Here is a 23,432-nt window from a genome sequence, read left to right as displayed (position 1 = left end):
AGGGATATCGAGATATCTCGATATATTGCGGCAAAAAAATCTACAGCTCTTTCCCTATGATCTCGGCCAGTGCACCGATGGCCGCTTCATTGCGCTTGTAGTACGTCCACTGGCCGATGCGCCTGACTTCCACCAGGCCGACTCGTTGCAACGTAGCGAGGTAACCCGACACCGTCGACTGCGACAGCCCGATACCTTCCTGGATACTGCTGACGCAGACGCCGACCGTGAGAACGTCCCCTTCATCCTGTGGAGGGAAGTTCTTTACGGGGTCCTTCAAACCTTTCAGGATCTGAAGACGCGTAGGGTTCGAGAGGGCTTTGAATATTTCGATCAATTCCATGCGCCGAGGATATCGAGATTTACCGATATGTCAATACGAAAAAAATTGGTCCGCCCGGTTTTTCCTCGGCCGAAGCATGCCGCTCTTCAGTCGAGGCGGCCGATGGCGTGGGCAAGGTTCGCACGTGCCTGTGTTTCAAACGCGTCGAAGTAAGTGGCAGTCGTATAGAGCCGCCCCCGGGCCAGAAAGCCCTCCAGCACCTGGCGCCGCTTTTGGCGGTAAAGGGGCAGGGGCACGTAGCTGTATTCCTGACGGATTTGCCGGTCGTACTCCTCGAAGCGTTCGGGCGGCGCCCCGAGAATCGCCAGATCCGTGTCCACCAGCACTGCCTGGTCTGCCGAAGCAGGGGCTGCGTCGTGCCGCGTCACCATGACCAGGTCGTACAGCCTGCGCTGTGTTTCGGCACACAAGCCGTGATCCCGAGCGACCTCGGCCAGCCACTGGGCACTGCGCAGCTCGTTGTCGTTGCGAAGTGGATCGTAGATCGCATCATGGAACCACAGGGCGAGGTCGACCTCGGCGGCTGCCTGGCAGCTGGCGCCGACGCCTCGTCTCACCCGCAGGCACTCAGTCAGGTGCTGGCGGTTGTGGTAAGCGCGATGTGGTTCGTCGTAGCGCCGAATGAGTGCTTCGTATGTCTCGTGCGACGCCGCTGTGACGCCCAGCACCGACCAGGCACGAGCCCAGGCCGAAAAGTCCATCGCGCCGGTGTCTTCATGTGTATTGGCTGGAAACGGGGTGCTTTTTTCTGATGATGCCGTCATTTCGTGTCCTTACCATCAATCCAGGGGCTTAGCTGCATGTGCTGGCAATAACCAGAGGAGGCGATACCTGATACAAGGATTGATTCGCCGGTCAAACCGAGCGATCTCGATCAGCCTCCTGAACTTTCAATCAGCATGGCGCGCAAGCGTTGGCGTTGTTCTTCGAGTGCATCGATCTGTCGTTCGAGCCTCGCCAGCCGCTTGCGTTGAGTCTCGGTGATGTCCGCGCAGGCTTTCGCTCCTTCGATCAACAGCATGCAATCGGGAAAGCTGCGGATTTCATCCAGGCTGAAGCCCGTGGCGATCAGGCGCTGGATCTGCTTCACCTGGGTGATGGCTTTTTCCGGGAACGCCCGGTAGCCATTTTCGCTTCGCGTGGAGGCCAGCAGGCCATGCTGATCATAATGACGAATCGAGCGCACGCTGACGCCGGTGGCCCGGGCCAGGGCACCGATCTTGAGCACGGTGGGGGGCGATATCTGGTTCATGGGCGAACGATAGCATTGCGGCTTGACTGTGACACTAATGTCAGGGTCCAGGCTGTGCTCTTTCAATACTTGAGGAGCTTGAACATGATGTCGTTCAAATGCATCAACCACGGGCGCAGCTGGCTGGCTGGCCTGCTGCTGATGGGCGCGTCCTGGCTGGCACAGGCCGCCGTGCAACCGTATACCGTGACGGCGCCTGACGGTGTGTCCATCGCGGTGCAAGAGGCGGGGGACCCGAACGGTCAGCCCATCATCTTCATTCATGGCTTGCTGGGCAGTCATCTGAGCTGGGAAAAACAAGTCGAGAGCCCTGAGCTTCAGCGTTATCGCCTGATCACCTACGACCTGCGTGGGCATGGGCGTTCCGGCCAACCCGGGGAGGGCGATGCCTACAGCGACGGACGACGTTGGGCCGATGACCTGGCGGCGGTGATCGCAGGATCAGGCGCCCGACGCCCCGTCTTGGTGGGATGGTCCCTGGGGGCTGCCGTAGCGACCAACTACCTGGCCGCCTATGGCGACGAGAAGATCGCCGGCGCCGTTTACGTCGCCGGCGTCATTGAGCTCAAGCCTGATCAGATCGTTGCGCACCCCTCTGTGTACAGCGGCATGACGTCGCCTGATCTCAAGACCCACCTCGATGCCGAGCGTGAGTTCGTCGCGCTGTGTTTCGCCACACGGCCTGATGCCGATACTTTCCAGCGTTTGTTGGCCAATGCGGCCATGGCTTCCGAAAACATGCAGAAAGCCGTGCATGGCATGTCGCTGGACGCCCCCAAGGGCCTGGGTGCGATGCACAAGCCGTTGCTCTTGATTTATGGGGCGCGTGACGCCCTGGTACAGGCCGAACCGTCTTTCAATCGTGCCAAGGCGTTGAACCCCAGCATCCTCGGCAAGTTCTACCCGAGTTCGGGGCATTCTCCCTTTCTGGAAGAGGCGGGGCGGTTCAATCGTGACCTGTCTGCGTTCGTTGACGCTGCGATGCGCGCTCGGCGATGAAGCCGGCCGCTCACAGCTTCAACGGGTATTCGATCACGATGTAAATCCGGTCGATGTCATCCCCGCCCTGAGCGCTGTTGGCCCGATGGGACACGTGGGATACCTGCATGGACAAATCCTTGGCCGGCCCGGAGGGCACGATGTAGTGCAGGTCTATATCCCGTTCCCAGTGGCGTCCGCCATCCCCTTGTTGCGGGACGAACTGGCCGGTGTCCGGGTCGAGTGGGTTATACGCTCCACCTTGGGGGGCATGGGTGCCGTCGATACCGCGGCCGGTGACGTAGCGGGTCATGAATTTCAACCCCGGGACGCCGAAAGCGCCCAGGTCAAGGTCATAGCGGGCCTGCCACGAACGTTCGCCGGCACCGTTGAAATCAGCGTATTTGATGGAGTTGGCAAGGTAGATCGAGTCGCCGCCCACAAAGTCGAATGGCGTGTCGCCCTGGATCTTCTGATAGGCCAGCGTGAATCCCTGTGCGCCAAGGGTGTATTTGCCCGACAGGCTGTACGCAGTGTTATCGATCCTGCCGGACGTAGCGTTGCCGTAATCCCGGGTGTGGTAGACGTTGCTGTCCAGGAAGAACCCGGATCGCTTCAGATGTGCATTGGCGTAGTACTGACGCCAGGTGTCGGTCAGCTCGGAAGCGTACAGGGCGCCGCCCAGGGGCTGGTCTTCGAAAAATTGGGTACCGAGAAAACTGATGCTGCCTGGGTCAGTGCTTGCCCCGTAGCCCGTGAAGTCCCCTTCGCTGGTGGAGGCGTCCTGATTCTTGAACGCGGTGAACCGCCCGGCCTGCACGTGCACATCGTCGAACTCCCGACTGTCGAGCAGAAACCCTGTGGCATATTCCGGTTGCAGGCGTTTGTCGGCGGTGTCGAACACCGGAGTTTGCACGGTCATTTCACCGTAGGCCAGGGTGGTTCTGGACGAGCGCAGTTTCAACGCGCCACCGGCACTGGAGTATTCGCGCTCACTGCGGCCTTGCGAATCCAGCGGCAGCAATCCCGTTCCGGAATGCCCTCGGCCGCCATCCAGTTTCAATCCGAGAAAACCATGGGCATCTACACCGAACCCGACAGTGCCGGGGGTAAAACCGGAGGAAAACGAGGCGATGAAACCTTGGGCCCACTCCTGTTTGTAGTTTTTGTTCGCCGGGGAGGGGGATCGGTAGTCGTTCTGCAGGAAGAAATTTCGGCTCAGCACGCCGAAGGTCGAGCCGGCCATGACATCCTGCACCGAAGGCTCGGCAGCCAGGGCCGTGGTGCTGGAGCCGATCAGCACCATGGATAGCCAGAGTCTGTGCATGGGTTGTGGCCACCGTTGCGTGCAAGCTTCATTGCTGTAAAGGCGCCGGGTTTTCACCGCGTGATCTGTCGTGTGCATGCTACAACCGGTTCGGTGACTTCAAAGGGGGCGTCGGGCCATGTATGCGGGCGTGGGAAAGGCTCGCGCAGAGGGCTTGATTATTGGCTGCGGGGCTCTGGCGAGTGAGTTAAACGTTGTTAATTTCAAGCGGAACGCGTCGGGGCCTCAGATCAGGATGTAATCGCTGCGTTGGCCAATCCCCTTATGAGCGCCTGGAACCAGATGCACGTAACGGCCATTCACCAGGTCGACCGGCAAGCAATCGTCCACCTCGAGTACCGCGTCGGTGTGTGACTTGAGCCAATCGGCCGGCATGCGTTGCCTGCCCAGTTGTCTGGCCTGGGCCTTGTTCTGCGCCACCACCAGCAGGTAACGATGTGCCTCGCCAAACACACCGGGTTCGTAGCCCCCAAGGTTGATGAAAAACAGCCTCGGATCGTCGGGCCCCGGGGCCAATTGGCCGAGTTCGACACGGTAGGAGTCGATGCCGTCGACCTCCAGCCACGAGTCGATGTGCAGGCCCTTGGGGCTGCCGAACCAGGCGTCGCGCAGTTGCGGATACGCCTGTTGCAGTGAGTCCGCCTGGGCGAACAGCACATCATGTACTTCAATGCTCGCCCTTGGATGACGGCCACCGAGCATGACGATGTACAGCATGGATAACTCCTTCGGGACGCGTAAGGCGCGACATTCTGCGGATGATGGGGCGTTTATTCAAAGTCGTGAAAAACCTATACATGGTTTGAAATTATCTGTACAAGAAACTAGTCTTGTACAAGTATTTCTCTCGCCCTGATAGGTGCCTCATGGCAAATCCGGCTCGTTGGGCCTGCCTCTGCTTGCTGTTGACGGTGATGTCGTCGGCGGCAGCGGACTGGCGCACGACATTGCCCACGGCGCAACGGCTGGGAGGCGGTGATTTCACCTGGTTTGGCCTGCGCCTCTATACCGCACGGTTGTGGACTGTCGGTCTTGTACATGACTGGAACCAGCCTTTCGCCCTGGAACTGCTTTACCACCGATCCATGTCCCGGGACACGCTGGTGCAGGCCAGCCTCGAGGAGATGCGCCGCCTGGGTTCCGGTAGCGTGCTCCCGCAAGACATCACGACCTGGACTGAAGCCATGGAAGCGGCGTTCGTGGACGTGCGCCCCGGCATGCGGATCACGGGACTGTATCTGCCAGGAGAGGGCTGCCGCTTCTATGTCGACGGCAAGCTCAGTCGGGAAATTGCCGACCCGGTCTTCGCCCGGGCGTTCTTTTCCATCTGGCTGGATCCCCAGGCCCGAGACCCACAACTGCGTCAACGCCTGCTTGGCCTGGCTGACAACGACTGAGGAACATGAACATGTACAAAGCGCTTGTGCTGGTAGCCTGCCTGTTTCTGGGCAGTTGCGGCAATGTCGGGGTCGAGCATTACGCCGGGGAGCAGCCACGTCTGGACCTGGCGGCTTTCTTTTCTCGACCGGTGCAGGCCTGGGGCATGTTCCAGAAGCGCTCCGGGGAGGTGGTCAAGCGCTTTCATGTGCGTATCGACAGCCGTCGGGAAGGCGAGCAGCTGATCCTCGACGAACATTTCCTCTACAGCGACGGCACGCGTCAGCAACGCACCTGGACGCTGGTGCCGGATGGCCCGGGCCGGTGGAGCGGCACGGCGGGGGATGTGATTGGCCAGGCCCGCGGCGATGTAGCCGGCAATGCCCTGCGTTGGCGTTACCGATTGGACCTGCCGGTGGACGGAGAACACTGGCAGGTGGATCTGGATGACTGGATGTACCTGATGGATGAGGACACCCTGATCAATCGCTCGAGCATGAGCAAACTGGGCGTGGAGATCGGTCAGATCACCTTGTTCTTCCGCCGCCTGCCGGAGGGCACACCATGAACCTGAACAATCTCGCCGAGCGAGTCACTGCCGGGGAAGTCCAAGAGCTTGAACTGCTGTCGCTGGAAGGAGGTTTCTACATCCTGCGGGCCCTTACTGGCACGGGGCCGATCACCCTGAGCGATGCGCAGGGGCAACCCCTTCGATTGCGCTCCACCACCGAGCTGCGCCAGTTACTGGCGGACATGCCTGCGGTGCCGTGCATGCTGGTGCAGCAAGTGGTGCATGACGAGATGTGCGGCCTGCGTGATGGCCCCGTTGCACCGCTGCGGGTACCGGTGTCGCTGACGACCCAGTGGTAACCGGTGGATGCTGGGGCTCAGCGCCACGCCGCGATGCGCACCAGCAGCATAAAGACCAATGCCCACACCACGGATAACAGCAGCGCTGTTTCCACGGTTCCCAGGGGCAGGCCCACATTCGCCAGCCTGGCGCCGCCCAGATACGCCAATGGCCCCCCAAGGGCACCCAGCAGTGCGCCGCGCCAGATGGGCCGGCCTGCCCAGGCCAGGCTGTGACGCAAGCCGCTGGCCAGCACCAGCCACAGCAACCCCAGCCACAAGGGCAGCGGCCTGGCGTCGAAGCTGAACACACCCAGTGCCCCCAGCACGCTGTCGAGCACGCAGCCGGCCAGTGCGACGCGCAACAGTGCCTTGGCCTCGGCAGCCAAGTCCGGGCAAAGCCACAGGTGCACTGCCAGGCCAAGGGGTACCAATAGCAACAGCCAGGGGCGCTGCGCGCCCAGGACGCAGATCCACCAGCCGGCCTGCAGCCAAAGGGCGTTGCCGATCAGCCAGTATCCGGGCATCAGGCTGGCCCGGACATTGGCGCGCGCCGTGCCTGGGGCGCCGCCCACAACAGTTGTGCCACACCGATGGCACGCTCCTCGAAGCCGCCCTGGCAATAACACAGGTAGAACTCCCACAGGCGCTGGAATGTATCGTCGTAGCCCAGCGTGGTCAGCTGGGCACGGGCATGGCGCAGGTTATCGCGCCAATGTTCCAGGGTACGGGCGTAGTCCAGGCCGAAGTCCTCCAGGTGCACGAGGTTGAGCGGGGTGTGCCGGCTGGCGGTGTCCAGCATCACGCTCAGCGAGGGCAGTGCGCCGCCAGGGAAAATGTAGCGCTGGATGAAGTCCACCGAGCGCCTTGCCTGGGCGTAGCGCTGGTCGCGGATGGTGATGGCTTGCAGCAGCATGAGTCCATCGGGCTTGAGCAGTGCCGCACACTGGCGGAAATACACCGGCAGATAGCGGTGCCCGACAGCCTCGATCATTTCGATCGAGACGAGTTTGTCGAAGGTTCCTTCAAGGTCACGATAATCTTCACGCAGCACCGTCACCCGCGCCTCCAACCCCAACGCCTGAACACGCTGCAGGGTATGAGCGTACTGCGCCTCGGAAAGCGTCGTGGTGGTGACCCGGCAGCCATGGCGGGTGGCGGCGTGGATCGCCAGGCTGCCCCAACCACACCCGATTTCCAGCAGATGATCGCCGGGGTGTAATTCGAGTTTCTGGCAGATGCGCTCCAGTTTGTTCAACTGGGCCTGTTCCAGGGGCTGCCCGGGGTGTTCGAACTGGGCGGCCGAATACATCATGGTCGGATCCAGCAGCCGTTCGAACAGGGCGTTGCCCAGGTCGTAGTGGGCCAGGATATTGCGTCGTGAACCGCGCTTGCTGTTGCGGTTCAACCGGTGCAGCAAGCGCAGGGCCGGACGGCCGAAGCGTGCCAGGCCACCTTCCAGTGCATCGAGCACGTCCAGGTTGGCGACGAACAGGCGAGTCACCCGTGCCAGGTCCGGGCTGCGCCAGTAGCCATGGATGTAGGCCTCGCCGGCACCGATCGAGCCATTGCCGGCGATCATGCTCCAGGCGGTGTCATCCAGGACCTCCACTTCGGCCTGCAAAGCGCTGTCGGCATCGCCAAAATTCCACTGCTGTCCGTGGCTGAGCAGGCGCAGATGACCGTGGCGCAGTTTGCCCAGTTGGGCGAGCACAGCGGTTCGCGCGAGGCCGCCGAGCAGAGGCGCCAGGCCCGCGGACTTGCTAACGCTCAGGGTAGGATTCGACATGATCGGGATTCTCGCAAGGTTGGCCGAGCGCCAGGTTGCCCCGGCGGGTCGTGTGGTCATGGATAGGGGTACGTTTGAACAACAGGCGCAGGGCTTGCCAGTAGATGGCCGAGACGGTGCGCAGGCTCATCCAGGGGAAGGCCAGGATGTATCGATGCAGTGCCTTTCGCTCCAGCGGTTGGCGGTGCAAGGCGAGGTCGGCCTCGAAGACCTTGTCGGCGCCTTGCCAGTTCTCCATGTGGATGCGGACGCGCTCCTCGTCCAGGACGAATCGCAGGCGATACTCCATGTCCAACGGCATGAACGGCGACACATGGAAAGCCTTGGCCATGGCGAATGACTTCGCATGAGCGTCTTGCACCGGCAGTACATAGTGAAAACGTTCATGCCAGGGGGTGTTGCGCACTTCCAGCAGGATCGCCGTCAGATGCCCGTCCCGGTCATGGCAAAAATAGAAACTCACCGGGTTGAACGACAGCCCCCAGCAACGCAGTTGGGTGAGCAAGCGGACCGGGCCCTCGGGCATCTGTCCCGTGGCCTGACCGACCAGCAGGCGGGCAGCCTGGGCCAGCGATTCACCCTGGCGGGTCAGCGCCGGCAGGTAGTCGGTCTCGCGCCAGCTCAGGGGCGCCAGGCGCCGACGCCCCAGCCACCGAGACAGGCCCAGCAGCCAGGTTTGCTCGTCCAGGTCCAGGTAAAACATGCCGGTCCGGTAGCGAAAAGCATGGCGTCGCGGCGACAGGCGCCGATGGCTGATCCAGCCCAGGCAAAGGCTGCTGTTCACAATGATTCTCCGAAGTGCTCAGCCACCTTCAGAGCACTGACCACGCCGTCTTCGTGAAAACCGTTGCCCCAGTAGGCGCCACAGTAATAAGTGAACTGCTGGCCCTGCAGCTCCGCCTGGCGCGCCTGTGCGGCGGAGGCCGCCAGGCTGTACTGCGGATGGGCGTACTGGAAGCGGGCGATGATTTTCGCTGGATCCACGAGCGCCGTCTGGTTGAGGCTCACGCAGAAGGTCTCCGGCGCCTGGAGGCCTTGCAGGATGTTCATGTTGTAGGTCACTGCGGCCGGAGCCTGCTCGGTGCCGCCGAGGCGGTAGTTCCAGCTGGCCCAGGCCCGGCTTCGGCTTGGCAGCAGGCGGGTATCGGTGTGCAGCACGACATCGTTGTCGGCATAGCCGATGGCGCCCAGCACGGCTCGTTCTTGCAGGCTGGGCGCTTCCAGCAGCGCCAGGGCCTGGTCGCTATGGCAGGCGAACACCACGTTGTCGAAGCGTTCGGTGCCGGCGGCGCTGACAAGAGTGACGCCTCCTTCGTCACGGCTGACGCGCAGGACTTTGCAACCGAGGCGGATCCGTTCGGCAAACGGCCGGCACAGCGGGGCTACATAGCTACGCGATCCGCCCTGGATAACCCGCCATTGCGGACGATCATTCACCGACAGCAAGCCGTGGTTGCGACAGAAACGCACGAAGAACTGCAAGGGGAAACCGAGCATGTCAGCCCGAGACATGGACCAGATGGCCGACCCCATCGGCACGATGTAATGGTCGATGAAGCGGTGCCCGTATCCTTGGGCCTGCAGGTACGCACCCAGGGTGGTGTCGGTATCGATACGCTGACTGTCCAGGTCGGCCAGGGCCTGGCGGTTGAAGCGCAGGATATCGCGCAGCATCCTCCAGAACCCCGGGGATACGAGATTGCGCCGTTGGGCGAACAGGGTGTTCAGGTCGTGGCCGTTGTATTCCAGGCCTGTGAGCGGATCATGGACAGAGAAGCTCATCTCGGTCGGCTGTGAGGTCACCTCGAGCTGATCGAGCAAACGGATGAAGTTCGGATAGGTCCAGTCGTTGAATACGATGAAGCCGGTATCTATGGCATAGGGCTGACCACGCCAGACCACATCGACGGTATGGGTGTGGCCGCCGATCCATTCGGCGGCCTCGAACACCGTCACCTCGTGTTTGCGTGACAGCAAGTGGGCACAGGTCAGGCCCGCGATGCCACTGCCAATAATCGCTATGCGCATTGATCGTTATTCCTGTTCATGACGGGCCAGGCGTTGGCCGAGAGCCAGACGCAGGCGCGCGGGCAGCGCCCCGAGCAGGCGCAGCACCAGGGTGAAAATGCCGGGGAAATTGATCTCCAACGGGCGTCTGGGCAGACGCCGGGCGATGTGTGTGGCGGCACGCTGCGCCGACCACAGCTGGGGCATGGGGAAGTCGTTGCGACGCGTCAGCGGCGTGTCGACGAAGCCGGGGCTGACCAGGGTAACGTCGATGCCCTCGCGGGCCAGGTCGATGCGCTGTGACTCCACCAGATAGCGCACCGCGGCCTTGGAGGCCCCATAGGCACCGGCCCGGGGCAAGGCCAGCCAGGTCACGGAGCTGCCCATCACCACCAGGTGGGGGCGTTGGCCGGCGCGAAGCAAGGGGAGGGCCGCCGCCAGACAGTAGCTGACGCCCAGCAGATTGGTGCGCAACACACGCTCGACCACGGCCGGGTCGAACTGGCCCGGCTCCAGGTACTCGCAGGTGCCAGCGTTGAGGACCGCCATGTCCAGCGCCCCCCAGGCCTGCTCGATCCGGGCGGCGATTCCGGCAACCTGCTGCGGGTCGTTCAGATCGCCGATGGCCAGCAATACCTGCCCCGGAAAGCGTTCAGCCAAAGGAGCAAGGCGATCGGCGCAGCGACCACCCAGTGCGACCTGATGACCTTGCTCCAGCAGGCTTTGCGCCAGGGCGGCACCGATACCGCTGCTGGCGCCGGTCAGCCAACAGCGGCTCATGCCAGCCTGCCTTTGAGCCAGCGGATTGCGCCGCCCATGACGGGAATGTGTTCGTAAAGCAGGGCGCCAGCGTCGAAATAATCCTGGTGGAAGTGGACACGGTCATGCCACTGCAAGTGACTGCATCCCTGCAAGGTGATCTGTTGTCCATGGGCCAGGCGTGAATGGCGGAACTGCAGGGTCCAGCGCAGGTAACCCTGCCCGGGCTGCACTTCGTCCGTGCCGCTGATGAGGTAGCGGATATCCTCTGCGTTGGCGTACAACTGGGCGAAATAGGCCCGCAGGTCCTGCAATCCGCGAATATGGTGCAGGGGGTCGCAGAAGACGACATCTTCACTGTACAGCTTTTCCAGCGTGTCGAGGTTATCCCCATCGAGGCTGGCGAAGCGCTCGGCGAATTGCTGCAGATAGGCTGACATGGGTGGCTCCGGGCAATCTTGTACAAGAAAGAATATCTGTACAAGTATTGCTGAAGCCTAAGGCTAAATCTGTACAAGTCAATGGCTTTGTACAGTTATTTTGAGTCAGCGTTTGACTGCGTCCAGTTGGCGGCGCAATTCAGCGACTTCTGCCTCCAGTTCGCGGACCTTCTCTTCGGCCGATATCTGCGCGGTGACGTCACGCTGGATGCCGATGTAATAGGTCAACTGATCCGCCTCATTGTGCACGGGCGTGATGGACAGTTCGTTCCAGAACAGGCTGCCATCCTTGCGGTAGTTACGCAGCACCTGGCGGCAGGGCCGGCGTTCGCGAATCGCCTGGCGGATGGTCGCGATGCCCGCCTGGTCATGATCCTGGCCCTGGAGAAAACGGCAATCCTGATAGAGGATGTCGTCGGCGCTATAACCGGTGAGGCGCTCGAAGGCAGGGTTGGTGTAGATGAGGATGCTCTCGTGGCCCTCCTGCTCGGCGACGACGATGCCATCGTTGGAGTGCTCGACCATCAATTGCAGGAGTTTGGCGTCGATCATGGGGGTCACCTACAGGATTATGCGGCGCTATATGCGAAGCGCCGAGGCGGTTCGCTACATGATGACCTACGCAGGCTCGCCGCAAAAGGTATCTATGGGTTTAGAATGTGCCACCCTTCGGAAAACCACGTATGACTCAAACCCCTTCACCCGATCTGCTGCCCATGCGGGATGTGGTCAGCCTGACCGGCATCAATCCGGTGACGCTGCGTGCCTGGGAGCGGCGCCATGGGCTGATTCGCCCGCAACGCACCGACGGTGGGCATCGGCTGTACACGCCCGACGATGTCCAACGGATACGCGACATCCTGCGCTGGACTTCCGATGGCCTGCCCATCAGCAAGGTCGGCGAAATGCTCCAGGGCGAACGCGATGAGCCCCCTCGGCAACTCAATGCCATCCAGGATTGGCGCGCCGCCGTATTACGCGCCACGAAGGCATTCGATATCCAAGCGCTGGAAGAGACTTATCAGCAACTGTTCACGCTCCTGCCCAGGGCAACGGCATTGCGTGAAGTGTTGATGCCGGCCTGGCACGAGCTGTCATCAGGCAGCGCGTTTGGCGAGTGCAGTCAATGGCTGCTGCTCGATACCTTCCTGCGCGCTCGCCTCACGCTGCGCTTGCAGATGAACCAGGTCGAAGCCCCGCGCGTACTGCTGGCGGGCACCGAAGGGCATGCCGAGTTGCAACTGCTGTGCGCCGGTGTGCTGTTGAGCGGCAGGCAACAACGCATCGAAGTGCTCGGCTGTGGGCAACCACTGGAGGAGCTCCCCTTGCTCTGCGCGGCGATCCAGCCTGCTGCGCTGGTGATTGCGGTACAGGCACCAGTGAGCCCGATCCTGGCCAAGCGGCTGCGTTCGTTGCAGATGGAAATCGCCTGTCCACTGGCCCTTACAGGGGCGGGATCGGCGGGTTCGCAGGCTGCCTTGCAAGGTATTCCGCTGTGTCTGTTGAACGAGCAGGACGCCGATGTGGCAGGGGTGCTCAGTGCCTTGATCAAGGGCACCCTGGACCTTTGATTTGCATGGCCTACAGTGGCTCCGCTACGTATAGCCCGCCAGTATTACTCCTCCTGGCCCGTAAAAAGACCGTTGGCCTGCACGCCTTGCCAGCGGATATCTGGGTGGCGATCACTACGACGCTGGTTCTTGCCATGGAAAAAATGATGGTAAAGTGATGGCGTTGTATGAGAGTCAATCGAGCTACGCTGGACGTTTTCAAGAGCCAATTCGAGCAAGGAAGCCAAATGAATCAAAATGCATCCGCCACTGATTTTCAGCTACCTGAGCGCATAGGTGTCGCAGCTGACCTGTGTTTTTCAGTTTCAGATCATGTTGGCTACCTGGCGGATTGTCTGCTCGTTCATGACGAAGTCGTGATTCCACTCGACGCTGCGGTATTGAACCGACTGGAGGCGGCTTTTGATACGGGCCCCCTCCATCTGCTGATACAGAAAAAACGTATTCGTTTTTGCCCGGCCTACTCGTTAAGTCATGCAAACGGCGTCGAGCCGCAAACGTATGATCGCGATCGATTTTTCGCCAGTGTCCGCGACAGGGACATGCATAAGCATGGCAGTGATCGCGATGCGCTGTTCAAGGACATAGAAGACACGTTCGTTGACCCGATTGGATTCAACTACTCAACCTGGTTGCCAGCCAGGGATGTCATTGAAGATGCCTTCGCTTATTACGCAGGACGTCCAGGTTATGAGTTTCTCTTTCCCAGCGCGCGGTACTATCTGAGTGGCGCAATAACCGGGGTCGCCAGAATGAATGACCTGATGCTGGCCGGGGTCCCCTCCATGGAAATGGATCTGGAGTTACCTCAGTTATTGGAATTGTGCTACCCCATCAAACGATTGAAAGGCGCCTCCCCAGAAGCTGACCATTTCGCGGCAAAGGGTGTAATCGAGCAACTTCATAAGGTTCAGAATCTTCCAACGTTTGAAAAGCTCGCTTCAAGTTCTCTGAGGCGAGAAGAGGAAATCAAAGACATCGTGGACATCATCTTGAGTGATGAAGCCCACGACCTGAGGTCTTGGCTGGCAAGAAATCTGAAAGCCGATCTTGATGTACGTGCAGCCTATGATTCGGCTGAAAAGCGGCTGCCGTCCAAAAAGTCATGGACGAATTGGGTCAGGTTCGGGATGTCCACCGGCGTCGGTACGGTTGCCGGTTTGTTCCTGGCTGGACCACCAGGTGCCATAGCGGGGGCAGCGATAGGAGCAGCAGATCTGGCCGGAGGTGAAAAAGCAGTCGCTCTTTTTGATGGCTATCACCCTAAATTATGGCTGTCGCACATACAACGAACCGGGCTACTGAAAAAAATCTGATCCCGATCGCATCGGGTGCGTATGCCTTGAGCAAACGCCTCCAGCGATGACAGGCGAAAGTTCATGTTTGCCTGCAAGCAGCGTTCGCGCACCGTAGCCGGACGCTACCGTCCTACCTCAGACGTCCTCGACCAGCCACAGGTCGTTTCTGGAATATCGAGGCGCCCAGCTAAGGGGCAGTGTGCTGATGACCTGCTGACGCCGATGGATTCTGATGAGTGACCCAATGGAACGCATACCCTTGGCGCAGCAGGTGCCTCGCCCGCAGCTGGGGATCGTCCTGTGCCTGCTGTCGATGATGATATTCGCGTTCCAGGACGCGATCACCAAGGTCATGGTGAGGGACCTTCCGGTCACCCAACTGGTGATGGTCAGGTATTGGGCCTTCCTCGCGTTCGCTATCGTCTACAGCCTTTGCAAGGGTGGTTTGCGCGCCGCGTCCAGAACCCGTCACCCTTATCTGCAGGTCATCCGCGCGCTGATCGGCATTGGCGAGATCGCCTTGTTCGGCATCGGCCTGCGTTATCTGGGACTGGCGCAAACCCACGCACTCTTTGCGGTATTCCCGTTGATGACGTTGGCTTTGGCCGGCATTTTCCTGAAGGAATTCGTCGGAATCCGCCGATGGCTGGCGGCAGCGGTAGGCTTTGCCGGCACCCTGGTCATCCTGCGCCCGGGTAGCGGGGTATTCGAGCTGGCGGCGCTTATTCCCCTGATTGCAGCGCTGTGCTTCGCTGTTTTCAACGTCCTGACGCGAAGAATCAGCCAGGGCGACGCCTTCGCCACCAACATGCTCTATATGGGGTTGGTGGGAGCGGCCGCCATCACGCTGGTGGGATTTCCCGGCTGGGTCGCGCCTAATCCGTTGCAATGGGCATTGCTGGGCGTCCTTTCGATCACCGGCGTCGTGGCCCAGCTGCTACTGTTCCAGGCCCTGCGCTATGCGACGGCTTCTACTTTGCAGCCTTTCAATTACACGCTGCTGGTGTTCGCTACGCTCATTGGATTGTTGTTCTTTGGCGAGCTTCCCGATATCTGGACGGTGACAGGAGGCTGCATGGTCATTGCGGCCGGCTTGTACGCGGCGCGGGTCGCGAGGTAAAGCCCAGGCGAGGGGAGAGAGCCTAGAGATGATGGCCTTTTGATTTCAGCTGGATCCGGCTAGAATTCGTGCCCCTCTCAGTGAGCGGCATGTAGAAATTCACGCAAGGAAGTTGATATGCAATTTGCAAAAGCCATAGGCCTCGCCTTGGCCCTGAGCCTCAGTGGATGCGCCAGTTTCACCAAAGATGAAGTCGCACCCGTGAACCTGCCTTCAATGGCCAGCTACTCGAACAAGCCAAACGTTTATGTCGACTTCGATTTCTATCAAGGCGAACCTGGCAATGCCAAGGCCACCGAGGTGCCACAGGCGCGTGACATGCTCAAGCCCGAGCTGAAACGAACCTTCGATGAATCGGGGCTCTTCGGGCGGGTGGTCTTCGACGAGTTCCAGAAGCAACCAGGCGACTACAGCCTTCGACTGAAGGTCTATAACCATGCGCCAGGCGGCGGACAGCTGGTATTGGCGTTCATCAGTGGTTTCACACTGGGTGTGATACCCGCGGTAGGAACCGACCAGTACACCATGAGCCTTGAAACCCTGGACGATCAAGGACAGCCCCTGGCCAAGTCCAGCAATCATGATGCGATCAATACCTGGATCGGCATCTGGTTCCTGCCGCTGGCAGGCAACACGCCCAAGGCTGCGGTCACCGATACCTTCAACCGGCAGGTCAATGCGCTGTTGAAGAACTGGGTCGACACCAACCGCATGAAATACTCCGCTGTCGACACCCGCATCCCAAGGGGCTGACGCCGATGAAAAAAGGAGCCGCAATCGCGGCTCTTTTTTTGATTACTTCAATGCTTGAGTGAACTGTGGGTCGCTGTACAGGCTCTTGAGCAGATCGTGCACCATCGGGTTGTAATTGTTCGCGGCTGCCGGAATGGCGATTGCGCCAATGAAACTACTGTCCCATTCACGTTGCACGTCCTTGGTGGACTCGTACAACACCTGATCACCTTTACGCAGCGTGAAGCGTGCCGCCAGTTCCCCGTGCCCAGTGCCCATGCCTGCGGTCAGCTGACTCTTGACCAGCTGAACCTGCAGCTGCCGGTCAGCACGTGGGTCCAACAGACCCGCCTGGCGAAGCTCATCGTTGATCGCGGCCTGGATATGCAATGGAACGCTGCCTGCGGGGGAGGAAATCGGGTTCATGCGCACCATCAGCGACCCTTGGCCGGAATCGGCATTTACCTGTGCTTCGCGCAGAGGTTGCATGGGTTCGTTTTTCTTGAGCTGCTGAACGTTCTGGAAATCGGGTTCATAGCGGGTCATGGTGACGCCACAGCCCTGGAGCAACAGAGCGCAGATTGGTAGAGCCAGATAGAGCTTCTTCACAGCAAATCCTTATGTGCTTTTTTGAAGGGAGGGGATTATCGGCAGATAGCTATTGGCCATCAAGGAATAAGTTCTGCGGCAGCAGATACGCCTGACGTCGTGGTAGCTGCGATGTGCGATGAACCTTGCTCATTGCCGGAGCCGAAACGGTTCAAATGAGGGCCAACCGACGAGACGGCCGATCTGGAGCAGACCGTGATCCAGACCTCTGAATCCAGTCACCATGTCCTTTCACGGCACCGGAAAAGGAATATTGCCGTTCAGGGCCGCAGTCCTCGAGAACACGCCAGCCATGAAGTCCATGAACACGATTGCCCGCGTGGGGAGCAGTCTGTTGGCGACATAGACGATCTGCACCGGGACGGGCGGAGCGACGTGGTCCGCCAGGATGAGTTGCAATCGACCACTGCTCAAGCCTTCCTCAAACAGCCACGCGGGCCCATGTCCCACCCCCAAGCCTGCGGTGACCGCAGCACTCACGGCGTCGGGCGAGTTGACCCGGAACCTGCCGGAAACCGCAATTTCAGCGTCACGCAAGCGCCAGGTCGTCCCGGACGCCAGCAGGGTGTAGATGACGCAGTCGTGGTCGCGCAGGTCATCCGGTGTCAGCGGGACTCCGCGTTTGCCCAGGTAGTCCTTGCTGGCCACGAAGACGCGGTCGTACCATCCAAGACGCCGGGCGCGCAGGGCGCTGTCTTCCAGGTGCCCGATGCGAATGGCAAGTTCGGTTCCTTCATTGACCAGATCCACGTAGCGATCGTTGAGCTGAAGATCCAGGGTCAGTTGGGGGTAACGCTCCAGAAACGCCGGCACGTGCGGCAGCACGAACGCGTGTGCAAGCGCTGTCGGGCAGGCTACACGCAAGAGTCCCGACGGCTCGATGATGTTTCGGAAGGACGACTCGGATTCATCCACCGCATCCAGGATTCGCCGCACGTCCGAATAGTAGCGTTCACCCTCCGGCGTCAAAGACAGCTTTCGCGTCGAGCGGTGAAGCAGACGCGTCTGCAAATGCTCTTCCAGCGCCGCCACGTAGCGACTGACATTGGGTTGCCCCAGTCCCAGGTCGCGGCCCGCAGCGGAAAAGCTTCCGGTTTCCACGGCGCGTGCGAAGCATGACATCAAGAGAAACCGATCCATACCACTCCCTGGATTCATGTAATTTCTGCATGAATCATATTCAAAAGCTGGATCTTATCTATTTGTTGGCATGAGCGCACATTCTCCATCCCGACCGTGTGGGTCGCTATTCCCAGGAGAAACCAAATGTCGCGCTTGCAAGGTAAACGTACTCTCATCACTGGCGGCACCAGTGGCATCGGCCTGGAAACCGCAAAGCAGTTTCAGGCCGAAGGCGCCCGGGTCATCGTCACGGGCGTCAATCCCGATTCGATCGCCAAAGCTCAGGCTGAACTGGGATCCGAAGTCCTGGTATTACGGGCCGACTCGGCCAGTGTTGCCGCGCAACAGGAACTGGCACAAGCCGTCAAGGACCACTACGGCCAGTTGGATGTTGCTTTCCTCAATGCCGGGATATCTGTCTGGCTGCCCATCGAGCAATGGACACCAGAGATGTTCGAGCGCTCTTTCGACATCAATGTCAAAGGCCCTTACTTCCTGATGCAGGCGTTGCTGCCGGCCTTTGCGAATCCTGCTTGCATCGTACTCAACACCTCCATCAGCGCACATGTGGGCGCGGCCCGCTCGTCCGTGTATGCCGCCACGAAGGCTGCATTGTTGAACATGTCGAAGACACTTTCGACTGAACTGCTGGGACGCGGTATCCGTGTCAACGCCGTCAGCCCCGGGCCGATCGACACCCCCCTGTACGATAAGCTCGGGGTTGCGGATGCGTATCGCGAGCAAATCAACAAGGAGATCACGGCAAGCGTTCCGCTTGGCCGCTTCGGTACGGCCGAGGAGGTTGCCAAAGCGGTGCTGTATCTGGCGTCCGACGAGTCGCGCTGGACCGTGGGTTCTGAAATCGTCGTTGACGGTGGCCGCCTGCTGAATGGGTAAGCGCACCGCCCGGATGTTGGGCGAAAGCGACTTGGCATCGGGCCGATGCAACGAGGCGCTGAAGGTTTGCTTCAGCGCTGAGCGACGCGCCGACCTACTGGCGAACAAAGCGCGCGCCTTGCGCACTACAACGCCAGCTGCAACAGTGCCTGCGCCTGCCCTTTGCTGACCTGCTGCGCTCGCTCAGTGCCTAACCCCATTTTTTCAAACCACAGCAAGCTGTCTACCTGCCATTGTTCGATATCAGGCTGAGAGGTCTGGCCCAGGTCGGAACTGTAGAGCGCCCTGGGGACTTCGCACAGGACCTTGCTGAAGTCTCCCCAGGGCTGGTAGCCGAGCAGATAGGTCAGGGCGGTTTGTTCGGTGTAGACCATGGGCGCTTGAGCCAGCTCCAGCAGAGCGGTGGCGTCCAACCCGGTCAAGGGATTGGCCGGCTGGTTGAGCATAAGCCTGGGCACATCCAACCGCACCGCCGCGTCTACCAAAAGACGTACTTCCCGGGCGTCGGCATGACCGGTGGAAATGACGATCGGATAGTCCCGGGCCATCCGCAGCACATCCAGGGTTTGCGCATTGAGTTTCCCCTCCTGACTGACGGTGAGCGGCCGGATGGGGTATTTATCCAGAATCCAATGACTACTGTTGCGTTTGAGGCGGGACTGGTGGGAGCGACCTGTGACGGTGGGAAGGTGCACGATCAGCCGGGCTTCGCTGTCCCCGTGGTGGCACAGCGAACGCTGCACCACCCTGAAATCGATACCGCCGGCGATTTCATTGAGAACCACCGACCCTGAAACCGGAAGCCCTTCCTGCCTGGCCTCCCAGGCTTGGGACGCGCTGCAGCCAAGGTGGTTCTTCAGCACCACCCAGCCGTTCAACGAGCGGTAATGCCGACCGGCCTCCATCACGCCATGGCGCCGCAGGTACGCGTCGGGACCGGCGTGATAATGCACATCGATGAAGTCAGCCTCGAACAAACCCAGCGGGCGGCTCATGCGGCCACCTCCAGGTTGATGCCCAGGTGATCGCGCACGGTGCGCATGACCAATGCCGGCGCGTCGAGCAATGGACGCATGCCGCCATCGGGAATGGATAACCGGCAGTGGCGGGCCTGATCGTTGACATGCACGTTTATACCCCGCACCAGCTGCGACTGTTCGCCATAAACCGCCAGCAGTGCGCCGGAAAAACCGTGGCTCGCTTGTCGCAGGTCGAGGCGATTAAGCAGCCGGAAACCCAGGTGCAGGCGCCTGGCCTGGCGTGCGGCGCTGGCCTGGTCGATGGCGATTGGCCCGCTGGGACGTATCCGGGTCGCCGGTTGTACAAGCTGGTCGAGTAGCTGGAGCGCTTGTTCGAGATCGCCGAGCAGGGCCAGGTCAGCCATCTTCCCCAGTCGACCGTCGAGGATTCCATCGGCGAAGGCAGGGGAGGACAGCAATAGCACTTTGCTGATGTGCGGGGCGAGGCTGGTGCCGAGTAGCGCCTGGACGACCGCGCCACCCAAGGCCGATCCCACCAGCAGATCGATCTGGCCCAACGCCGACAACTCTTGGCGCCAGCGCTGTGAAAACTCTTCAAGCGATTCGTTTTCGTCGCCCAGCAGCGATAGCGTGTCGAAGACCACTATCCGGTAACCCGCTTTTACCAGTGGTGCGATCATGGGTTGGAAGAACTGCCCTTCATCCCATACGGGCATGACCGGCGACATGACCACTGCCAGTTGATTGCCGTTGCCCCAACGGCGGCTGACTGCATTGGACGTTTGCATAATCCTTCTCCGGATGATCAGGCGATTTTGCCGAGAGCCAGCAGTTGCTGGCTGTTGCGCAAGATGCGCGTGGTTTCGCTTAACAGGTCATGGACGATCTGGCGGGCGGGCTTGATGTCGCCTACCAGGTCCAATACTTCACCTGCCCAGATCGCCCGGTTGTCGAGATCATCAGCGAGCACCGCCCTGGCGTAGTCCTGGCGAATCGAATCCGGCGCCTCTCGCAATGCCTCGTCGCGCCCCAGCCAAGCTTGCGAGAAGCGGTTGGCAATGGCCCGGCCGCTGTAGTGCTCAGGCCATTCGATGCCACGCACCAGATCGAAGATCCGGGTGCGCACGGTGTCCGACGTGCTGGATTCGATCAGGCGCTTCTTGAACGCGGCCGAAGGCAGGGCCTCCTCGGTCGCGAGCAAGCGTGTGCCCAGCATGACCCCATCGGCACCCAGCATCAGCGCCGCTGCCACGCCACGCCCGTCTGCGATGCCGCCGGCCGCAATCAGCGGGATTTTGTCCCCGACCCGATCCTGCACCGCAGGCAACAATGGCATCAGGCCCCGGCGCAAGCTGTGCCCGCCGGCTTCGGCACCTTGGACGATCAAGGCATCAGCCCCGGCGTCCAGGGCCGCAGTGGCCTGGTCAAGCTCATGAATCTGTACGATGGCTTTCGCGCCGGCCCGATGGATGATCGGCACGAATGCGGCAGGATCGCCAAACGACAATGCGACGGCGTCTGGTCCGTATTCCAGTGCCAGGTCCAGCAGCGCCATGTTTCGGGCTACGGTGAACATCACCAGGCCAACGCCCCATGGTTGCTTCAGGTCCCGCATGGGCGCCAGCTCGGTGCGCATCCACCGCTCCTCGCCATAGCTGGCGCCGACCAGGCCCAGCCCTCCGGCCTGGGATACCGCAGTGGCCAGCCTGGCCCCAGAGGCTCCCCCCATGGGCGCGAGGACGATCGGGTGGGAAATATTGAAGGCCTGTGTAAGGCGCGTGTTGAGCTCAGCCATATCGATACTCCTGTTCTCGTGCGGGCAGGCCGTTTCGGCCTGCCCGTTCTGGCTTTGGGATTTATTCAGCGACGAGCGCCGCGGCCAGGGCCTGAGGAATGAAATCGCTCACCTGGTAAAGGTGGAACTCCCATGTCCCGGTGTCCTTGAGCCCTGAATAACGTGACATGAATGACTCGTCCTGAAACAACGAATCAAAGGCATCCTTACTGCTCCATTGGGCCTGGTTGATGACCGTTTTGCCATCGAGGCTCTTGTACAGTCGGCTCCACTGGAAGGCAGGGTAGGTTTGCGCCACGTACTGGACGGTTTCGCGCAGGACGGCGAGGGCGGCATCTTGCTGGCCCGGGTTCACATGGACGACGTTCACCAGGAAGATGGCCTGGTCTTCGCCCGATTGCGGTGCCTGGAATTGTTCGATTTGTGTCATGAGTCATTCTCCTTGGGATTGGGGCGGGTCATTGCGTCAGGCGGGCGGATATCGCCGGGCTGCCGTTTTCCCAAAGCAGTGGATTGATGCAGTCGGCGAACCGGACTGCGTCGACGCGACCGATGATCACGTCGTGGGTGCCGTAGCTGAGGTGACTGTCCAAGGTGCAGACAAGGCTCGATTGCGCATCCGCCAGGCAGGGCAGGCCTTGAATGTCTTCCCATTGACCATGGGCGAAACGTTCGGGCCCTTTGACCTGGCCGGCGAACACCGGCACCAGGTCGCTATGGGTCGCGCTCAACAGGTTGACGCTAAAGCGCCCGGATAGCATGAGCGGGCTGTGGAGGCTGGCTGAGCGGTTGATGCATATCAGTAGAGCAGGGGGGCTGGTGCTGACTGAGATCACAGCGGTCGCGACCATGCCCACCGGGGCATCGCCGTCGCGGCTGGCAATGATCGCCACGCTCGATGTCAACCTGCGCATGGCGTGCTTGAACTGATCCGCCAGTTCGCCAGAAACCACGTCCGTGGTGATCGGCAGGACCGCGACATTGCCCGTAGCACTGCGGGCCTGGGAATATCTGCTCATGCCACGGCCTCCATGATCCTGCCCGGCTTGTGCGGCGCGCGTTGGCCGGCTTGCTCCATCAAGGGCAATACCTCCTTGACGAAGCGCTGAAGCCCGCTCTGGTAGTCCAGCCAGGTCAAGTTGATGCCGTCCACCCCCAGGTCGGACCAGCGCTGCATCTGGTCGACGATCATCTGGGCGGTGCCCACCAACGGCACGCCGGCAAAACCGGCCTTGAAATGGAAGCGAAAACGCTCGGCATCGGCGGCGTCCTTGAACATGCCGCTTTGTACGCCGATCTCGCGGGTTACGTTATCCAGCGCCGCGTCGTCCCCATGCTGGGTCACGTAGTAGTCGAGTTGCTGGTGCGCCTGGTCCAGTGTGTCTTCGTGGACGACGTAGGCGTAGACCCAGATCTGCAGTTCCCGGCCATGTTCCAGGCGTGCCAGGTCGCGATAGGCCTTGATCTGCGCGCGGATGGTGTCATCGTCATCTTCATGCTTGAGGATCAGGAACGCGGCATCGCAATGTTGGGCGCAGAATTGCCGACCCCTTGGGGAGCCACCAGCGTTCATCAGAAACGGCCGGTTGATCGGCTTGGGCTCCGCGTAGCCTTGCTTGACGTTGAAGAACTCGCCCTCGTAGTCAAAGTACCCGTTGGCCTCCCACGCTTTTTTAGCGATCGCTATCCACTCATCGGCATGGTCGTAGCGTTTATCGTGGTCACGCTGGTGACCATTGAACATGCCCATTTCCTGGCCGAACCAACCGCAGATCATGTTCAACCCGAAGCGACCGCCGCTGATGTGATCGATGGTCGCCGCCTGCTTGGCGGCAAACAATGGGTGGACGGTGGACAAGTGTGATGTAGTGAACAGCGCGATCTGCTCGGTGACCGATGCCAGGCCTGCTGCCCAGGTGTAGGTTTCGTAGGAAACGCCCATCGGATTGCTGGCGCCTTCCCAGCCTCGCCAGCGGCCCACGGGTAGCAAAAGCTCAAGGCCTGCGCGATCGGCCAGTGTGGCGATCGCCAGGTTGCTTTGCCAATCGGCTGCCCTGTGGCGCTCTGGAACGGTGGTCAGTGTGCAACCGCCTTCGATGTTGAAACCGAACACGCCGAGTTTGATTTTGTTCTGGCTGTCGCGAACCGGATTAGGCTTGCGAATGGACACGTTTGCAGTGGTCATGT

The 23,432-nt window shown here is 60.7% G+C and carries 29 protein-coding genes; 9 read left to right on the top strand and 20 right to left on the bottom strand.

Translation table 11 applies throughout. The annotated features are described in order from the left end of the window. Window positions 1-40: 40 nt before the first annotated feature. From AC1M7R_RS25620 to AC1M7R_RS25610, 3 genes are all read right to left on the bottom strand, one after another. Window positions 41-343 carry an ArsR/SmtB family transcription factor gene (locus AC1M7R_RS25620; protein WP_072398367.1) on the bottom strand — a complete coding sequence of 101 codons (303 nt, stop codon included), beginning with the start codon at window positions 341-343 and terminating at the stop codon, window positions 41-43. 86 nt (window positions 344-429) lie between these two features. Continuing rightward, window positions 430-1,107 carry an HD domain-containing protein gene (locus tag AC1M7R_RS25615; protein ID WP_072431217.1) on the bottom strand — a complete coding sequence of 226 codons (678 nt, stop codon included), beginning with the start codon at window positions 1,105-1,107 and terminating at the stop codon, window positions 430-432. Between the two features lie 110 nt (window positions 1,108-1,217). Then, window positions 1,218-1,595: a MerR family transcriptional regulator gene (locus tag AC1M7R_RS25610; protein WP_072398365.1), complete on the bottom strand. Its 378-nt coding sequence runs from the start codon at window positions 1,593-1,595 to the stop codon at window positions 1,218-1,220. A gap of 84 nt (window positions 1,596-1,679) precedes the next feature. Between AC1M7R_RS25610 and AC1M7R_RS25605 the strand changes: the two genes are divergently transcribed. Then, window positions 1,680-2,594 carry an alpha/beta fold hydrolase gene (locus AC1M7R_RS25605; RefSeq protein ID WP_490610095.1) on the top strand — a complete coding sequence of 305 codons (915 nt, stop codon included), beginning with the start codon at window positions 1,680-1,682 and terminating at the stop codon, window positions 2,592-2,594. Between the two features lie 10 nt (window positions 2,595-2,604). Here AC1M7R_RS25605 and AC1M7R_RS25600 read toward each other — a convergent pair whose 3' ends face one another. Together AC1M7R_RS25600 and AC1M7R_RS25595 are read right to left on the bottom strand one after the other, a co-directional pair. After that, on the bottom strand, window positions 2,605-3,900 hold the full coding sequence (locus AC1M7R_RS25600; protein ID WP_072398364.1) for an OprD family porin: 1,296 nt from the start codon (window positions 3,898-3,900) through the stop codon (window positions 2,605-2,607). A gap of 225 nt (window positions 3,901-4,125) precedes the next feature. Further along, window positions 4,126-4,617 (bottom strand): DUF1543 domain-containing protein, encoded by a 492-nt coding sequence (locus tag AC1M7R_RS25595; protein ID WP_072398363.1) that lies wholly within the window; start codon window positions 4,615-4,617, stop codon window positions 4,126-4,128. 149 nt (window positions 4,618-4,766) lie between these two features. Here AC1M7R_RS25595 and AC1M7R_RS25590 point away from each other — a divergent pair, with 149 nt between their 5' ends. The 3 genes from AC1M7R_RS25590 to AC1M7R_RS25580 are packed head-to-tail and all read left to right on the top strand — an operon-like array spanning window position 4,767 to window position 6,147. Then, window positions 4,767-5,297 carry a chalcone isomerase family protein gene (locus AC1M7R_RS25590; protein WP_072398362.1) on the top strand — a complete coding sequence of 177 codons (531 nt, stop codon included), beginning with the start codon at window positions 4,767-4,769 and terminating at the stop codon, window positions 5,295-5,297. Between the two features lie 11 nt (window positions 5,298-5,308). Beyond that, window positions 5,309-5,845 (top strand): DUF3833 domain-containing protein, encoded by a 537-nt coding sequence (locus AC1M7R_RS25585; RefSeq protein ID WP_072458935.1) that lies wholly within the window; start codon window positions 5,309-5,311, stop codon window positions 5,843-5,845. Next, window positions 5,842-6,147: a DUF6482 family protein gene (locus AC1M7R_RS25580; RefSeq protein ID WP_072398360.1), complete on the top strand. Its 306-nt coding sequence runs from the start codon at window positions 5,842-5,844 to the stop codon at window positions 6,145-6,147. The genes AC1M7R_RS25585 and AC1M7R_RS25580 overlap by 4 nt, the downstream gene beginning before the upstream one ends. A 17-nt stretch (window positions 6,148-6,164) precedes the next feature. On the opposite strand, the gene AC1M7R_RS25575 is transcribed toward AC1M7R_RS25580, so the two are convergent. From AC1M7R_RS25575 to AC1M7R_RS25545, 7 genes are all read right to left on the bottom strand, one after another. Continuing rightward, complete coding sequence (locus AC1M7R_RS25575; protein WP_072398408.1) at window positions 6,165-6,653, bottom strand: DUF2878 domain-containing protein; 489 nt, start codon at window positions 6,651-6,653, stop codon at window positions 6,165-6,167. After that, the gene (locus AC1M7R_RS25570; protein ID WP_072398359.1) at window positions 6,653-7,915 is read right to left on the bottom strand and encodes an SAM-dependent methyltransferase; all 1,263 of its coding nucleotides are present in this window, start codon (window positions 7,913-7,915) and stop codon (window positions 6,653-6,655) included. The genes AC1M7R_RS25575 and AC1M7R_RS25570 overlap by 1 nt, the downstream gene beginning before the upstream one ends. Further along, entirely contained in the window at window positions 7,890-8,699 is an 810-nt protein-coding gene (locus tag AC1M7R_RS25565; protein ID WP_072431221.1) for a DUF1365 domain-containing protein, read from the bottom strand. The genes AC1M7R_RS25570 and AC1M7R_RS25565 overlap by 26 nt, the downstream gene beginning before the upstream one ends. Then, window positions 8,696-9,943 (bottom strand): NAD(P)/FAD-dependent oxidoreductase, encoded by a 1,248-nt coding sequence (locus AC1M7R_RS25560; protein WP_072398357.1) that lies wholly within the window; start codon window positions 9,941-9,943, stop codon window positions 8,696-8,698. The genes AC1M7R_RS25565 and AC1M7R_RS25560 overlap by 4 nt, the downstream gene beginning before the upstream one ends. Before the next feature lie 6 nt (window positions 9,944-9,949). Further along, window positions 9,950-10,702, bottom strand: a complete 753-nt coding sequence (locus AC1M7R_RS25555; RefSeq protein ID WP_490610094.1) for an SDR family NAD(P)-dependent oxidoreductase — start codon at window positions 10,700-10,702, stop codon at window positions 9,950-9,952. Then, a complete protein-coding gene (locus tag AC1M7R_RS25550; RefSeq protein WP_072398355.1) occupies window positions 10,699-11,121 on the bottom strand; it encodes a nuclear transport factor 2 family protein in 423 nt (140 codons plus the stop codon). The genes AC1M7R_RS25555 and AC1M7R_RS25550 overlap by 4 nt, the downstream gene beginning before the upstream one ends. 105 nt (window positions 11,122-11,226) lie before the next feature. Continuing rightward, entirely contained in the window at window positions 11,227-11,673 is a 447-nt protein-coding gene (locus AC1M7R_RS25545; RefSeq protein WP_072431224.1) for a PAS domain S-box protein, read from the bottom strand. Between the two features lie 131 nt (window positions 11,674-11,804). Between AC1M7R_RS25545 and AC1M7R_RS25540 the strand changes: the two genes are divergently transcribed. From AC1M7R_RS25540 to AC1M7R_RS25525, 4 genes are all read left to right on the top strand, one after another. Further along, window positions 11,805-12,692, top strand: a complete 888-nt coding sequence (locus AC1M7R_RS25540) for a MerR family transcriptional regulator (protein ID WP_072398353.1) — start codon at window positions 11,805-11,807, stop codon at window positions 12,690-12,692. A gap of 227 nt (window positions 12,693-12,919) precedes the next feature. Then, on the top strand, window positions 12,920-14,008 hold the full coding sequence (locus tag AC1M7R_RS25535) for a hypothetical protein (RefSeq protein WP_490610093.1): 1,089 nt from the start codon (window positions 12,920-12,922) through the stop codon (window positions 14,006-14,008). A gap of 214 nt (window positions 14,009-14,222) precedes the next feature. Continuing rightward, window positions 14,223-15,110 carry a DMT family transporter gene (locus tag AC1M7R_RS25530; protein WP_072398351.1) on the top strand — a complete coding sequence of 296 codons (888 nt, stop codon included), beginning with the start codon at window positions 14,223-14,225 and terminating at the stop codon, window positions 15,108-15,110. Window positions 15,111-15,227: 117 nt separating this feature from the next. Next, entirely contained in the window at window positions 15,228-15,863 is a 636-nt protein-coding gene (locus AC1M7R_RS25525) for a hypothetical protein (RefSeq protein ID WP_072398350.1), read from the top strand. A 42-nt stretch (window positions 15,864-15,905) separates the two neighbouring features. On the opposite strand, the gene AC1M7R_RS25520 is transcribed toward AC1M7R_RS25525, so the two are convergent. Beyond that, window positions 15,906-16,451: a hypothetical protein gene (locus tag AC1M7R_RS25520; protein ID WP_072398349.1), complete on the bottom strand. Its 546-nt coding sequence runs from the start codon at window positions 16,449-16,451 to the stop codon at window positions 15,906-15,908. A 231-nt stretch (window positions 16,452-16,682) separates the two neighbouring features. Next, on the bottom strand, window positions 16,683-17,591 hold the full coding sequence (locus tag AC1M7R_RS25515) for a LysR family transcriptional regulator (RefSeq protein WP_123596160.1): 909 nt from the start codon (window positions 17,589-17,591) through the stop codon (window positions 16,683-16,685). A gap of 126 nt (window positions 17,592-17,717) precedes the next feature. Between AC1M7R_RS25515 and AC1M7R_RS25510 the strand changes: the two genes are divergently transcribed. Continuing rightward, window positions 17,718-18,470 (top strand): SDR family oxidoreductase, encoded by a 753-nt coding sequence (locus tag AC1M7R_RS25510; protein WP_072458928.1) that lies wholly within the window; start codon window positions 17,718-17,720, stop codon window positions 18,468-18,470. A gap of 125 nt (window positions 18,471-18,595) precedes the next feature. Here AC1M7R_RS25510 and AC1M7R_RS25505 read toward each other — a convergent pair whose 3' ends face one another. The 6 genes from AC1M7R_RS25505 to AC1M7R_RS25480 all read right to left on the bottom strand — a co-directional run bounded on the left by AC1M7R_RS25505 (window position 18,596) and on the right by AC1M7R_RS25480 (window position 23,430). Further along, a complete protein-coding gene (locus AC1M7R_RS25505) occupies window positions 18,596-19,465 on the bottom strand; it encodes a DUF6282 family protein (RefSeq protein ID WP_072458927.1) in 870 nt (289 codons plus the stop codon). Next, a complete protein-coding gene (locus AC1M7R_RS25500) occupies window positions 19,462-20,238 on the bottom strand; it encodes an alpha/beta hydrolase (RefSeq protein WP_072431230.1) in 777 nt (258 codons plus the stop codon). The genes AC1M7R_RS25505 and AC1M7R_RS25500 overlap by 4 nt, the downstream gene beginning before the upstream one ends. Window positions 20,239-20,255: 17 nt before the next feature. Next, window positions 20,256-21,245, bottom strand: a complete 990-nt coding sequence (locus AC1M7R_RS25495) for an NAD(P)H-dependent flavin oxidoreductase (protein ID WP_072398344.1) — start codon at window positions 21,243-21,245, stop codon at window positions 20,256-20,258. A gap of 61 nt (window positions 21,246-21,306) precedes the next feature. Then, a complete protein-coding gene (locus AC1M7R_RS25490; RefSeq protein WP_490610092.1) occupies window positions 21,307-21,675 on the bottom strand; it encodes an antibiotic biosynthesis monooxygenase family protein in 369 nt (122 codons plus the stop codon). A 28-nt stretch (window positions 21,676-21,703) separates the two neighbouring features. Next, window positions 21,704-22,264 (bottom strand): flavin reductase family protein, encoded by a 561-nt coding sequence (locus tag AC1M7R_RS25485; protein ID WP_083526354.1) that lies wholly within the window; start codon window positions 22,262-22,264, stop codon window positions 21,704-21,706. Beyond that, on the bottom strand, window positions 22,261-23,430 hold the full coding sequence (locus AC1M7R_RS25480) for an LLM class flavin-dependent oxidoreductase (RefSeq protein WP_072398342.1): 1,170 nt from the start codon (window positions 23,428-23,430) through the stop codon (window positions 22,261-22,263). The genes AC1M7R_RS25485 and AC1M7R_RS25480 overlap by 4 nt, the downstream gene beginning before the upstream one ends. Window positions 23,431-23,432 lie beyond the last annotated feature (2 nt).

The sequence above is a fragment of the Pseudomonas sp. MS01C9 genome (assembly GCF_058202755.1).
Note: the sequence above shows the minus strand (reverse complement) of the source record. Positions and strands in the feature narration are given on the sequence as shown.